Origin of the sequence: Micromonospora echinospora (assembly GCF_014203425.1) — a bacterium.
Classification (GTDB): Bacteria; Actinomycetota; Actinomycetes; order Mycobacteriales; family Micromonosporaceae; genus Micromonospora; species Micromonospora echinospora_A.
Genome location: NZ_JACHJC010000001.1, coordinates 1542144 through 1555542, shown reverse-complemented (window position 1 = coordinate 1555542; position 13399 = coordinate 1542144). Strand labels below are relative to the sequence as shown.

Here is a 13399-nt window from a genome sequence, read left to right as displayed (position 1 = left end):
TGGCAGCATTGGCTCGTATGTGCGGACTTGCGGGAGAGTTCCGCCGTGACGGTTCACGCGCCGACGTCTCGGCCGTGGAGCGGATGGCGGCCACGATGAGTGACCGAGGGCCCGACGACAGCGGCGTCTGGTCGCAGGGGCCGACCGCGCTGGGACACCGGCGCCTGAAGATCATCGACTTGTCCGCCGCGAGCGGCCAACCGATCGTGGACGCGGCCGCCGGGCTCACCGGCGTGTTCAACGGCTGCATCTACAACTACCGGGAGCTGCGCGCGGAGCTGCAGGCCAAGGGCCACCGCTTCTTCTCCTCCGGAGACAGCGAGGTCGTGGTCAAGGCGTACGCCGAGTGGGGTCTCGACTTCGTCGACCACCTCATCGGCATGTTCGCGGTGGCGATCAGCGAGCGCGACACCGGCCGCCTGGTGCTGGCCCGGGACCGCCTCGGCATCAAGCCGCTCTACCTGGCCGAGAGCCCCGGCGTGGTGCGGTTCGCCTCGACCCTGCCGGCGCTGGTCGCCGGTGGCGGCATCGACACCACCATCGACCGGGTGGCGCTCGCCCACTACCTGAGCTTCCACAGCATCGTGCCGCCGCCGCGCACCATCCTCGCCGGCGTCACCAAGCTGCCGCCGGCCACGGTCCGGGTGTACGAGGCGGACGGCTCCAGCCAGGAGCGGGTGTACTGGGATCCGTCGTTCGGCCGCGCCGCCGAGCGGGCCGGCTGGTCCGAGCGGGACTGGCAGGACGCGCTGCTCGACTCGCTGACCACCGCCGTACGCCGCCGCATGGTTGCCGACGTCCCGGTGGGTGTGCTGCTCTCCGGCGGCCTCGACTCCAGCCTGGTCGTCGCGCTGCTGGCCGGCGAGGGGCAGGCCCGCTCCGGCCTGGCCACGTTCTCCATCGGCTTCGACGCGGTGGGCGGGCGGGAGGGCGACGAGTTCGTCTACTCCGACCTGGTCGCGAAGACGTTCGGCACCGACCACCACCAGATCCGGGTGCCCACCGGCGACCTGCTGCCGCCGCTGGAGGCCGCCGTCGGAGCCATGAGCGAGCCCATGGTCAGCCACGACTGCGTCGCGTTCTGGCTGCTCAGCCAGGAGGTCGCGCGGCACGTCAAGGTGGTGCAGTCGGGTCAGGGCGCGGACGAGATCCTGGGCGGCTACCACTGGTACCCGCCGCTCGCCGGGGTGGACCGGGAGCAGGCGCTCGAGACGTACGCGAAGGCGTTCTTCGACCGCGACGCCGCCGGACTGGCCCGGGTGCTCAACCCGGCGTGGCTGGCCGACGGCGACCCGGCGCGGGAGTTCGTGGCCGCGCACCTGGGCCGCCCGGGCGCGCAGACCGCCGTCGACGCCGGCCTGCGGATCGACACCCAGGTCATGCTGACCGACGACCCGGTGAAGCGGGTCGACAACATGACCATGGCGCACGGGCTGGAGGCCCGGGTGCCGTTCCTCGACCACGAGTTCGTCGAACTGGCCGCGAGCTGCCCGCCGGAGCTGAAGCTGGCCCAGGGCGGCAAGGGCGTGCTCAAGGAGATCGGTCGCCGGGTCCTGCCGCACGAGGTCATCGACCGGCCCAAGGGCTACTTCCCGGTGCCCGGTCTCACCCACCTGGAGGGCAAGCTCCTCGACCGGGTACGCGACGCGCTCACCTCGCCGGAGGCGCGCCGCCGGGACCTGTTCCGCGCCGACTACGTCGACGCGCTGCTCGCCGACCCGAATGCCGAACTGACCCCGTTGAACGGAAACAAGCTGTGGCAACTGGGACTCCTGGAAATGTGGCTCCAGAGCCACGGAATCGACTGACAGTGACCGACACCCTCGCCACCGGAACGGCGCGTACCGACCGGGAACGGGTGCTGGGGCGCCGCCGGGAACGCATCGGCCCTGGCGGTGACCCGGTCGCACCGGGTACGCCGGAGCCGCGACAGCCGGAGACCGCGTCCACCGACGCCTCGGGCGTGGTGCTGGACTGCGGCTGGGGCCGGCTGGTGTTCGGGCAGACGTTCGACGACCAGGTGCACGTGGCCGACGTGCTGCGCTCCGAGGCGGTCGGCGCCCGGGACATCTGCATCTACCTGCGCGACCCGCACGTGCTGGTGTCCCGGCTGCCGGACGAGCTGTTCATCGACCCGTCGCTGACCTACCGGCTGCCGCTCGGTGAGAGGCGGCCCGCCGCCACCGAGGGCGGCGAGGTGCCCGGGCTGACCGTCCGGCCGCTACGCGACGCCGCCGACGCCGAGGCGGTGAACCGGATCTACGCGCGCAACGGCATGGTCACCGCCCCGGTCGAGGTGCTGGTGGACAACGTCGGCACGGACCGGTTCCTGCACCTGGTGGCCGAGGACACCACCGGTGAGGTGGTCGGCACCATCACCGGCGTGGACCACGTGGCGGTCTTCGGCGACCCGGAGAACGGCGCCAGCCTGTGGTGCCTGACCGTGGACTTCAACACCGCGCCGCCCGGCACCGGGCAGGCGCTGCTCACCGCGCTCGCCGACCGGCTCGACGGGCGCGGCCGGGCGTTCGTGGACCTGTCCGTGCTGGCCGAGAACTCGGGCGCGATCCGGCTGTACGAACGCCTCGGCTTCCACCGCACCGGCACGCTCTGCGTGAAGCGGAAGAACCCGATCAACGAGCGCCTGTTCCTGCCCGCCGTGCCGCAGGGGTACGACGAGCTGAACCCGTACGCGAGGATCGTCGCGGACGAGGCGATGCGCCGCGGCATCCGGGTGGAGGTGACCGACCCGCACTGGGGTGAGCTGAAGCTGACCACCGGCGGCCGGACCATCCACACCCGCGAGTCGCTGTCGGAGCTGACCTCGGCGGTGGCGATGAGCCGCTGCGACGACAAGCGGGTGACCCGGCGCATCCTCACCGAGGCCGGGTTGTCCGTGCCGCGCGGGCGCACCGCCACCGGCGACCCCGACGACGTGGCGTTCCTGAACGACGTGGGTCCGGTGGTGGTCAAGCCGGCGCGCGGCGAGCAGGGCAACGGGATCACCGTCGGCGTGCGTACGCCGGAGGCGCTGACCGCGGCCGTCGAGCTGGCCCGCCGGTTCTGCCCGGACGTGCTGATCGAGGAGCTGCGCGCGGGCGAGGACCTGCGGGTCGTGGTGATCGACCACGAGGTGGTCGCCGCCGCGGTACGCCGCCCGGCCCAGATCACCGGCGACGGCGTGCACGACATCACCGAGCTGATCGAGCGGCAGAGCCGCCGCCGGGCGGCCGCCACCGGCGGCGAGTCCCGCATCCCGGTCGACGACATGACCCGCGAGGTCGTGGCCGAGGCCGGCTACCGGATGCACGACGTGCTCCCGGAGGGCGAGGTGCTGGCGGTCCGGCGGACGGCCAATCTGCACACCGGCGGCACTATCCACGACGTGACCGCCGAGCTGCACCCGGCGATCGCCGAGGCGTGCGTCACTGCGAGCCGGGCGCTGGACATCCCGGTCACCGGGCTGGACCTGCTGGTCCCCGCCCCGGACCGGCCGGAACACGTCTTCATCGAGGCGAACGAGCGGCCCGGACTCGCCAACCACGAGCCGCAGCCGACCGCCGAACGTTTCGTCGACCTGCTCTTCCCGGGTACCCGGGCACCGCAGCGACTCTGGTCGCCTGCCGGTGCGGCAGGCTCTGGGGCATGACCGCACGCAAAACCCAACCGCTCAAGCTCGACCTCGACTATCTCCGCCAGGTGCTGGTGGAGCTGCTGGAGATCCCCAGCCCGTCGGGGCGCACCGACCACATCCAGCAGTACGTGGGCGAGCGGCTCTCCGCGATCGGGATCAGCTCCACGCTGACCCGTCGCGGGGCGCTGAGCGCCTGTCTGCCCGGCCCCCGGTCGACCGGCGCCGACCGGGCGATCGTGGTGCACACCGACACCATCGGCGGCATGGTGAAGCGGCTGAAGGAGAACGGCCGGCTGGAGGTCAACCCGATCGGTACGCACAGCGCCCGCTTCGCCGAGGGCGCCCACGTGCGGATCTTCACCGACGACCTGGAGCGGGTCGTCACCGGCCAGGTGCTGCCGCTGAAGGCGAGCGGCCACCGCTACAACGAGGCGGTCGACCTCCAGGGCGTCGGCTGGGAGCTGGTCGAGGTGCGGGTGGACGAGGCGGTGCACGACGAGGCCGGGCTGCGGGCGCTCGGCATCGACGCCGGGGACTTCGTGGCGTTCCTGCCCAACCCGACCATCACCCCGAACGGGTACGTCAAGTCCCGCCACCTGGACGACAAGGCGGGCGTGGCGGCGGTGCTGACCGCGTTCAAGGCAATGGTCGAGGCCGGGGTCACCCCGGCGGTCACCGCACACCTGCTGGTCACCGTCACCGAGGAGATCGGCCACGGCGCCAGCCACGGACTGGACCCGGACGTCGCGGAGATCGTCTCGGTCGACGCGGCGGTGGTCGCGCCGGGCCAGCAGTCCCGGGAGACCGCTGCGACGCTCGCCATGGGCGACGGGGTCGGGCCGTTCGACTACCACCTGACCCGCAACCTCGCCTCGATCGCCAAGGAACACGGCGTCGACCTGGTCCGGGACGTCTTCGACTACTACCGCTCGGATGTGGCCGCCGCGGTCGAGGCCGGGGCGCACGCCCGGGTGGCGCTCCTCGGCTTCGGCGTCGACGCCACCCACGGCCACGAGCGCACCCACCTGGACGGCCTGCACCAGCTCACCCAGCTGCTCTGCCTCTACCTCCAGAGCCCGCTGGTCTTCCCCGAGTGGGACGCCGAGCCGGAGGGCGACCTGGCCGACTTCCCGTCGCTCGCGGTGCAGCCCGCGCACGAGGAGGGCCCACGCGAGGGCCCGATCGGCCTGGACTGACGCTTGTGATCGAAACCCGTTGCCGAGGCCGCCGGGAAGTGGATAGCGTGGCGGTACACGGGAAAGGAGGTGGTCCAGACTTGTATAGCAATCGGACTCGTGAGGTGGCTGTCCGCTAGCCGCTGTCCTCGACAGTGAAAACCCGTCCGCCGCGAGGCGGGCACCTGCAGGATCGTCGAGACCGTGTGGCAGCGGTGCGGCGAAACCACGACAGCCACCCGACCCCCGGGGTGCCGGCCCAGTCCAGCCGGCCCGCGCGCGAGCGCGGAAGCCCCGGGGGTCGCTTTTTGCTTCCGGAGGATGCCGTGTCCATGCGTGAGCTGGTGGTGCTCGGTACGGCCAGCCAGGCCCCGACCCGGCAGCGCAACCACAACGGCTACCTGCTGCGCTGGGACGACGAGGTGATCCTCTTCGACCCGGGCGAGGGCAGCCAGCGGCAGATGCTGCACACCGGTGTCACAGCCACCGACCTGACCCGGATCTGCGTCACCCACTTCCACGGCGACCACTGCCTCGGCCTGCCCGGCATGATCCAGCGGCTCTCGCTGGACCGCGTACCGCACCCGGTGGCTGTGCACTTCCCAGCCGGCGGCGCCGAGTACTTCGCCCGACTTCGCCACGCCTCCAGCTTCTACGAGACCGCCGAACTCGCCGTCGAGCCGATCGACGCCGACGGGCAGCGGATCACGCTCGGCGTCGGCACGCTGGAGGCCCGCCGGCTGCGGCACCCGATCGAGACGTACGGATACCGCCTGGTCGAGCCGGACGGCTGCCGGATGCTTCCGGAGCGGCTGGCCGCGTACGGCATCGCCGGTCCGGACGTGGGACGGCTGCTGCGCGACGGGCACCTGGACCGCGACGGACGCCGCGTCACCCGGGACGAGGTGAGCGTGACCCGGCCGGGGCAGCGGTTCGCCTTCGTGATGGACACCGGGCTCTGCGACGGGGTGTTCGCGCTGGCCGAGCACGCGGACCTGCTGGTGATCGAGTCGACGTTCCTGGAGTCGGAGGCGGCACTCGCCGCCGAGGTCGGGCACCTCACCGCCGGCCAGGCCGCGCGGGTGGCGGCCGAGTCGGGGGTACGCACGCTCGTGCTCACCCACTTCTCCCAGCGGTACGCCGACCCGCGCCGCTTCCACGACGAGGCCCGGGAACACTTCGCCGGTGATCTGGTGATCGCCGAGGATCTGCTGACGGTTCCGGTGCCGCCCCGGCGGGTACCGTCGCCCGGGTGACGCTCTCCCTACGTTCCGCGACCGAGGCCGACCTGATGGCGGTCGGCGCCCTGCACCAGCGCTCGCGGGTGGCCGCGTACTCGTCGTTCCTGCCGCCCGAAGCGCTGGCCGACCCGACGCCCGAGGCGATGGGCCGCTACTGGGTGGAGCGGCTGACCTGGGAGGGCGCCGACCACCGGATGACAGTGGCCGAGCGGGACGGGCGGCTGGTCGGCTTCAGCTACCTCGGGCCGGACGACGAGGGCGACCCGGCGACCGGGCTGCTGAACGCGATCCACCTGGAGCCGTCCGAGCGGGGCCGGGGCACCGGGCGGGCGCTGATGGTGGACGCGCTGGACGCGATGCGGGCCCGCGGGTGGACCCGGGCGGCGTTGTGGGTGCTGCGGGACAACGCCGCCGCGCGCCGCTTCTACGAGCGCGGCGGCTGGGCCGCCACCGGTGAGCAGCGGGACGAGCACATCGGCGCGGCGCTCGTCCCCCAGCTCCGCTACGCCCGCCAGGTGTAAGGAAGGGCCCCTTGTTAACGCCTCCGGTAAGGAAGGGCCCCTTATTAACACGTGGTGTTAATAAGGGGCCCTTCCTTACACGCGCAGGGTCAGCGGGCGCCGAGGTGGGCGAGCAGGTCCTGGCGGGTCAGCACGCCCTTGGGCTTGCCGTCGACCAGCACCAGCGCCGCGTCCGCCTTCTCCAGCAGCCCGACCGCCTCGCTCACCGGCTGCCCGCCGCCGATCATCGGCAGCGGCTCGCCCATGTGCCGCTCGATCGTGTCGTGCAGGTGGGCCTGGCCGGTGAAGAGCGCGTCGAGCAGGTCCTTCTCCGCGATCGAGCCGGCCACCTCACCGGTCACCACCGGCGGCTCGGCCTTCAGCACCGGAAGCTGCGAGACGCCGTACTCGCGCATGTAGTCGATCGCGTCGCGGACCGTCTCGGTCGGGTGCACGTGCACCAGCTCGGGCAGGCCACCGGGCTTGCCGGCGAGCGCGTCGGCCACCGTCGGCTCGGTGCCGGAGTCGTCCAGGAAGCCGTACCGGGCCATCCACTTGTCGTTGAAGATCTTCGACAGGTAGCCGCGGCCGCCGTCCGGCAGCAGCACCACGATCACGTCGTCCGGGCCGGCCTTGCGGGCCACCTCCAGCGCGCCCACCACCGCCATGCCGCACGAGCCGCCGACCAGCAGACCCTCCTCGCGGGCCAGCCGGCGGGTCATCTCGAAGGACTCCTTGTCCGACACCTCGACGATCTCGTCGGCGATCGACCGGTCGTACGTCTCCGGCCAGAAGTCCTCACCGACGCCCTCGACCAGGTACGGCCGACCGGTGCCGCCGGAGTAGACCGAGCCCTCCGGGTCCGCGCCGATCACCTTCACCCGGCCCTCGGACGCCTCTTTGAGGTAGCGACCGATGCCGGAGATGGTGCCGCCGGTGCCGACGCCCGCCACGAAGTGGGTGATCCTGCCCTCGGTCTGCCGCCACAGCTCCGGGCCGGTCGTCTCGTAGTGCGAGCGCGGGTTGGCCGGGTTGCTGTACTGGTTGGGCTTCCACGCGCCGGGGATCTCCCGGGCCAGCCGGTCGGAGACGTTGTAGTAGGAGCGCGGGTCCTCCGGCGCGACGGCGGTCGGGCAGACCACCACCTCCGCGCCGTACGCGCGCAGCACGTCCTGCTTGTCCTGGCTGACCTTGTCCGGGCAGACGAAGACGCACCGGTAGCCCCGGAGCTGGGCCACCAGGGCCAGCCCGACGCCGGTGTTGCCGCTGGTCGGCTCCACGATCGTGCCGCCCGGCCGCAGGATGCCCGCCTTCTCGGCGTCCTCCACCATCCGCAGCGCGATCCGGTCCTTGACCGAGCCGCCCGGATTGACGTACTCCACCTTCGCCAGCACGGTGGCCTGAATGCCCTCGGTGACGTTGCGCAGGCGGACCAGCGGGGTGTTGCCGATCAGCTCGACGACGTTGTCGTAGTACTGCACCTCGTTGTGCCCTTCGTCGCGCCGCCGTCGTGGGGCGGTCGGTCAGCCATCAGTTCGCCGACCAGCGTACGTGCCGTCAGGGCACCACATGCCCCGGGATGACCGAGCTGCGACGTGCCTCCCACTCCAGGAACCGCTCGGTCTCGGCGAGCACGCTGCCGGCCAGCCAGGTGACCATCACCGCGTCGTCGGCCAGCCCGAAGATCGCCAGCGGGATCTCCGGCAGCAGGTCGATCGGACTGACGATGTACGCGGTCGCCCCGGCCATCAGCGCCAGGCGCAGGCCGCCGTCGTACTCGCCCCGGGTGGTCGCGCGGATCATCCGCGGTAGCGCCGCCAGCCGGGCCCCGAGCGACGGCCCGCCCCGCGTACCAGCCGCCAGCGCCCGGGCCAGCGCGGCGAACGCGGCGCTACGCTTCAACGTCTTCCCCATGTTTTCGCCCCTCTCCGCCCGACCATGGTGCGGCCCGGTGGCAAGCCCGCGCCCGCTACCCCATCGGTACCCAATCCGGGCACCGCCCAGCCATCCGATCGCGGACAGTGGGGGTCGTACCGGCGCGATACTGTCGGTTCATGGGGGACGCTGGTTCCGTCGCGCCGGTCCGCTGGCAGCGCGCCCGGCACATCGCCCGCCTCGCGGCGATCGGCACGGGCGCCACCGTGGCGGCCACCGCCGCCACCGGCGGGGTGCTGCTCGGTCAGGCCCGGCAGGCCCGCCGCACCATCCCGATGGCGCAGGCCCCGCCGCCGCGCTGCGACGGCGTCTACGGCGCGAGGCTGCCCGGCCCGCCGGTCACCGTGGTCGTCCTGGGCGACTCCTCGGCAGCCGGCTACGGCGTGCACAGGCGCCGGGAGACCCCCGGCTCGCTGCTGGCCACCGGGCTGTCCCGCCGCCTGCACCGGCCGGTACGCCTGCACCGGTTCGCCGTGGTGGGCTCGCTGTCGTCCGGGCTGAAGCCGCAGGTCGAGTCCGCCCTGGAGGTCGAGCCGGACGTGGCGGTGATCCTGGTGGGCGGCAACGACGTCACCAACCGCACGCCGCCGGGGCTGGCCGTGCGTTACCTGGTCGACGCGGTCCGCACGCTGCGGGCGGCCGGCTGTGAGGTGGTCGTCGGCACCTGTCCCGACCTGGGCACCATCCGGCCGATCCAGCCGCCGCTGCGCTGGCTGGCCCGGCGCTGGAGCCGCCAGCTCGCCGCCGCCCAGACGGTGGCTGTGGTGGAGGCCGGTGGCCGTACCGTCTCGCTCGGCGACATGCTCGGGCCACGGTTCGCCGCCGAGCCCGGCCGGATGTTCGCCTGGGACCGGTTCCACCCCTCCGCCGAGGGGTACGCGATCGCCGCGGCAGCCCTGCTGCCCACCGTGCTGTCCGCGCTGGGCGCCGTCCCGGAGCGCAGGCCTGTCCTGCCCGGCGTGGAAGGCGTACGGTCGCTCCCGGAGGCGGCTCACGAGGCGGCCCGGCACGCCGGTACGGAGGTCAGCGGCGCCCAGCTCCGTGGCCGCGACCGCGGGCCCGGCGGCCGCTGGGCCCAGCTTCGCCGACGGGCCTTCTTCGGCGTCGGCGCGCTGCCCCCGACCGGCAGCGCCGCCGACTCGGCCACCCTGGAGGAAACGGCATGAGCGAGCGAATCGGCCAGCTCAGCGCACAGGTGCCTCATGGCGGCACGGAGCGAAGCGGAGTGCGGTCATGAGCGAGCGCGGTGAGGCGGCCCGGTGGGGCCGGGCGGCGGCCCTGTCGCTGCTGGCCGGCACGGTGGGCGGCGCGGCGGTCCTCGCCGGGCAGGCCATCGCCGCCCGCAGCCGGGAGTACGCCCAGCCCGAGCTGGGTCTGGTGCTGCGTGCCTCGGTCGGCCGGGCGGACGCGCCGCCGCTGCGGCTGGTGCTGCTCGGCGACTCGTCGGCGCTCGGCGTCGGCGTCGACCGCTTCGAGGAGACGATCGGCGGTCAGCTCGCGAACCTGCTCGCCGAGGGGCCGCACGGCCGCCGGGTGCACCTGTCCAGCGTCGGGGTCTCCGGCTCCCGCGCCACCGACCTGGCGACCCAGGTGGCCCGGGCACTGCTGGGCGAGCGGCCCGACGTGGCGGTGGTGCTGATCGGGGCGAACGACGCGACCGCGCTGGGTCGCCCGGGTGACGCGGCTGCCTATCTCGGCTCGGCGGTACGCCGGCTGCGGGAGGCGCACGTCGAGGTGGTTGTGGGCACCTGCCCGGACCTCGGCGCGGTACGCGCGGTGGCCGCCCCGCTGCGCCAGGTGCTCGGCTGGTCCGGCCGGCGGATGGCGCGGGCCCAGACGGCTGCCGTGCTGGACGCCGGGGGCACGGTGGTTGACCTGGGCACCGAGACGGGACCGGTGTTCCGCGCGGATGCCGGCACGCTCTGCCGCGACGGCTTCCACCCGTCCGCCGACGGCTACCGGGTCTGGGCGCACGCCCTGCTGCCGGCGGTCGAGGCGGCGGCGACTGTCGCGTTCCGGCACCACCGCCGACCGCCCACGGGGTGACATTTCCCGCCCGCCGTACGCCTTCCCGCGCATGTTACTGGCGCGTTAACGTTGGCTCATGCCGATTGAGTCGCCCCGCGACGCCGTCATCGTCGCCACCGCCCGGTCCCCCATCGGCCGCGCGTTCAAGGGTTCCCTCCGCGAGGTCCGCCCGGACGACCTCGCCGCCACCATCGTCCAGGCCGCCCTCGACAAGGTCCCGGCGCTCGATCCCACCACCATCGACGACCTCTACCTCGGGTGCGGCCTGCCCGGCGGCGAGCAGGGCTTCAACATGGCCCGGGTGGTCGCCACCCTGATGGGCCTGGACGGCCTGCCCGGCGCCACGCTGACCCGCTACTGCGCGTCCTCGCTCCAGACCACCCGGATGGCGATGCACGCGATCCGGGCCGGTGAGGGTGACGTGTTCATCTCCGCCGGTGTGGAGATGGTCTCCCGGTACGCCCGGGGCAACTCGGACACGCTGCCGCCGGAGGCGCAGGCACTGGTCGGCGGCGGCTGGGAAAACCCCCGTTTCGCCGAGGCGCGGGAGCGTTCCGCGGCCCGCGCCCAGGGCGGCGCCGAGGTGTGGACCGACCCGCGCGAGGCCGGGCAGCTCCCCGACATCTACCTCGCCATGGGGCAGACCGCGGAGAACCTGGCCCAGGTGTACGACGTGACCCGCGAGGACATGGACGCGTTCGGCGTCCGCAGCCAGAACCTCGCGGAGAAGGCGATCGCGGACGGCTTCTGGGCCCGCGAGATCACCCCGGTCACCACGCCCGACGGCACAGTGGTCAACACCGACGACGGCCCGCGCGCCGGGGTGACGCTGGAGGCCGTGTCCGGTCTGAAGCCGGTGTTCCGCCCGGACGGCCGGATCACCGCAGGCAACTGCTGCCCGCTCAACGACGGCGCCGCCGCCGTGGTGATCATGAGCGCCGAGCGGGCGTCCGAGCTGGGCCTCACCCCGCTGGCCCGGATCGTCTCCACCGGTGTCACCGGGCTCTCCCCCGAGATCATGGGCCTGGGTCCGGTCGAGGCGTCGAAGCAGGCGCTGAAGCGGGCCGGCATGACCATCGACGACGTCGACCTGGTCGAGATCAACGAGGCGTTCGCCGCGCAGGTGATCCCCTCGTACCGGCAGCTCGGCATCCCGGAGGAGAAGCTGAACGTCGCCGGTGGCGCTATCGCTGTCGGCCACCCGTTCGGCATGACCGGCGCCCGGATCACCGGCACGCTGCTCAACGCGCTGGAGTGGCACGACAAGACGATCGGCCTGGAGACCATGTGCGTCGGCGGTGGCCAGGGCATGGCGATGGTGCTGGAGCGACTGAGCTGAGACCGGTTCGCCGGGGCGCGGGCCGGGTACGGGAGGCCGTATGGCGACCGTCGTGGAACGTGAGCGCAAGTACTCCGGCGACGAGGGTTTCCAACTGCCCGACCTGACCGGGTGCGGTGGCGTCGTGACCATGTCCGACGCCACCGTCTCGGATCTGGACGCCGTCTACTGGGACACCGACGACCTGCTCCTGCTGCGCAGCGGGCACGCGCTGCGCCGGCGTACCGGCGGGCACGACGCGGGCTGGCATCTGAAGGTGGGCGCGGTCGGCGGCGCGCGGGTCGAGCACCAGTTCCCGGCCGGTGCGTCCGACGACGGCCCGCCGGCCGAGTTGGTCGCGCTGATCCGGGGCGCGTCGCGGGGCCGTCCGGTCGCGCCGGCCGCCCGGGTGGTCAACCATCGCCGGGAGCGCCGGCTGCTGGACGCGGACGGCCGGGTGCTGGCCGAGGTGGCCGAGGACGACGTCCGGTCCGAGGATCTGGTGGACGGTGCCGCGCGGACCTGGCACGAGATCGAGATCGAGCTGGTCGAGGGCGACGAAGGGCTGCTCGACGCGCTGGGCGAGCGGCTGGGCGCGGCCGGCGCCCGGGAGGTGGCGGTCAGCAAGTCGCACCGGGCCGTCGCCGGCCGGATCGAGCGCTTCGACGACGAGCCGGCTGACGGCCCCGCGGGTCCGGTTCTCGGGTACGCCCGGGCGCAGCGGGACGCGATCGTCGGCAACCACGCGGCCGCGTACCAGGGTGACGAGGACGCGATCCACGACATGCGCGTCGCGACCCGCCGGTTGCGGGCGACGCTGCGGACGTTCCGGGGCCTGTGGGATCGCCGGGAGAGCGAGGCGGTCCGGGCCGAGCTGCGCTGGCTCGGCGGCGAACTGGGCCGGGTCCGCGACACCCAGGTGATGGCCGCCCGGCTCACCGAGGCGGTGCACGAGCTGCCGGACGAGCTGGTGCTCGGCCCGGTGGCCGCGCGGATCGGTGAGCGGTTCGCGGCCGACCGGGCCGGGGCGACGGCGACGCTGCGGTCCGCGCTGGACTCCGACCGCTATCCCGAGCTGCTGGCCCGCCTGGATCGGCTGGTCGACGGCGCACCCGCCGACGTCGGCCGGCGCTGGGTGGACCGCCGGATCCGCAAGGCGGTACGCCGCGCGGACGAGCGGCTGGACCGGGCGCTCACGGTCGAGGGGCCGGCCGGGGACGCGGCGCTGCACGAGGCGCGCAAGAAGCACAAGGCGGCCCGGTACGCGGTGGAGGTGCGTGAGCCGAGCGCCGGTAGACCGGCTGCCCGCCTGGTGAAGCGGTTCAAGGCGCTCCAGGATCTGCTCGGCACCCACCAGGACTCGGTGGTGACACGGGAGACGCTCCGGCGGCAGGCGCTCCAGGCGTACGCCGACGGCGAGAACACGTTCACCTACGGCCTGCTGCACGCGAGGCAGGCGGAGGCCGCCGGCCACGACCGCCCCGCCGTCCTGCGGGCACGCGACCGGGCAAGACGCCGCAAGGTACGCCGCTGGCTCAAGCCCTGACCGCCCCCTCCACCCGGTCGAT

General features: G+C 73.3%; 11 protein-coding genes. 9 read left to right on the top strand and 2 right to left on the bottom strand.

What is annotated here, in order from left to right; genetic code table 11:
- The first annotated feature begins 17 nt into the window (after window positions 1-17).
- From FHU28_RS07530 to FHU28_RS07510, 5 genes are all read left to right on the top strand, one after another.
- The gene (locus FHU28_RS07530) at window positions 18-1808 is read left to right on the top strand and encodes an N-acetylglutaminylglutamine amidotransferase (RefSeq protein WP_184682193.1); all 1791 of its coding nucleotides are present in this window, start codon (window positions 18-20) and stop codon (window positions 1806-1808) included.
- 2 nt (window positions 1809-1810) lie between these two features.
- Window positions 1811-3649 (top strand): N-acetylglutaminylglutamine synthetase, encoded by a 1839-nt coding sequence (gene ngg / locus FHU28_RS07525; protein ID WP_184682191.1) that lies wholly within the window; start codon window positions 1811-1813, stop codon window positions 3647-3649.
- Window positions 3646-4830 carry an osmoprotectant NAGGN system M42 family peptidase gene (locus FHU28_RS07520; protein WP_184682182.1) on the top strand — a complete coding sequence of 395 codons (1185 nt, stop codon included), beginning with the start codon at window positions 3646-3648 and terminating at the stop codon, window positions 4828-4830. Before ngg ends, FHU28_RS07520 begins: the two co-directional genes overlap by 4 nt.
- A 305-nt stretch (window positions 4831-5135) precedes the next feature.
- Window positions 5136-6065: a ribonuclease Z gene (locus FHU28_RS07515; RefSeq protein ID WP_184682179.1), complete on the top strand. Its 930-nt coding sequence runs from the start codon at window positions 5136-5138 to the stop codon at window positions 6063-6065.
- Window positions 6062-6571: a GNAT family N-acetyltransferase gene (locus FHU28_RS07510; protein ID WP_184682177.1), complete on the top strand. Its 510-nt coding sequence runs from the start codon at window positions 6062-6064 to the stop codon at window positions 6569-6571. The genes FHU28_RS07515 and FHU28_RS07510 overlap by 4 nt, the downstream gene beginning before the upstream one ends.
- A gap of 89 nt (window positions 6572-6660) precedes the next feature.
- On the opposite strand, the gene FHU28_RS07505 is transcribed toward FHU28_RS07510, so the two are convergent.
- The gene (locus FHU28_RS07505) at window positions 6661-8031 is read right to left on the bottom strand and encodes a cystathionine beta-synthase (protein ID WP_184682175.1); all 1371 of its coding nucleotides are present in this window, start codon (window positions 8029-8031) and stop codon (window positions 6661-6663) included.
- A gap of 76 nt (window positions 8032-8107) precedes the next feature.
- Complete coding sequence (locus FHU28_RS07500) at window positions 8108-8464, bottom strand: YkvA family protein (RefSeq protein ID WP_013474058.1); 357 nt, start codon at window positions 8462-8464, stop codon at window positions 8108-8110.
- A 140-nt stretch (window positions 8465-8604) separates the two neighbouring features.
- On the opposite strand from FHU28_RS07500, the gene FHU28_RS07495 reads away from it, so the two are divergent.
- The 4 genes from FHU28_RS07495 (at window position 8605) to FHU28_RS07480 (ending at window position 13377) form a co-directional block, all read left to right on the top strand.
- Complete coding sequence (locus FHU28_RS07495) at window positions 8605-9651, top strand: SGNH/GDSL hydrolase family protein (protein WP_184682173.1); 1047 nt, start codon at window positions 8605-8607, stop codon at window positions 9649-9651.
- 67 nt (window positions 9652-9718) lie between these two features.
- The gene (locus tag FHU28_RS07490; protein WP_184682172.1) at window positions 9719-10531 is read left to right on the top strand and encodes an SGNH/GDSL hydrolase family protein; all 813 of its coding nucleotides are present in this window, start codon (window positions 9719-9721) and stop codon (window positions 10529-10531) included.
- A 58-nt stretch (window positions 10532-10589) separates the two neighbouring features.
- Window positions 10590-11852: an acetyl-CoA C-acetyltransferase gene (locus FHU28_RS07485; RefSeq protein ID WP_184682171.1), complete on the top strand. Its 1263-nt coding sequence runs from the start codon at window positions 10590-10592 to the stop codon at window positions 11850-11852.
- A gap of 40 nt (window positions 11853-11892) precedes the next feature.
- Window positions 11893-13377 (top strand): CYTH and CHAD domain-containing protein, encoded by a 1485-nt coding sequence (locus FHU28_RS07480; RefSeq protein WP_184682170.1) that lies wholly within the window; start codon window positions 11893-11895, stop codon window positions 13375-13377.
- The last annotated feature ends 22 nt before the right edge of the window (window positions 13378-13399 follow it).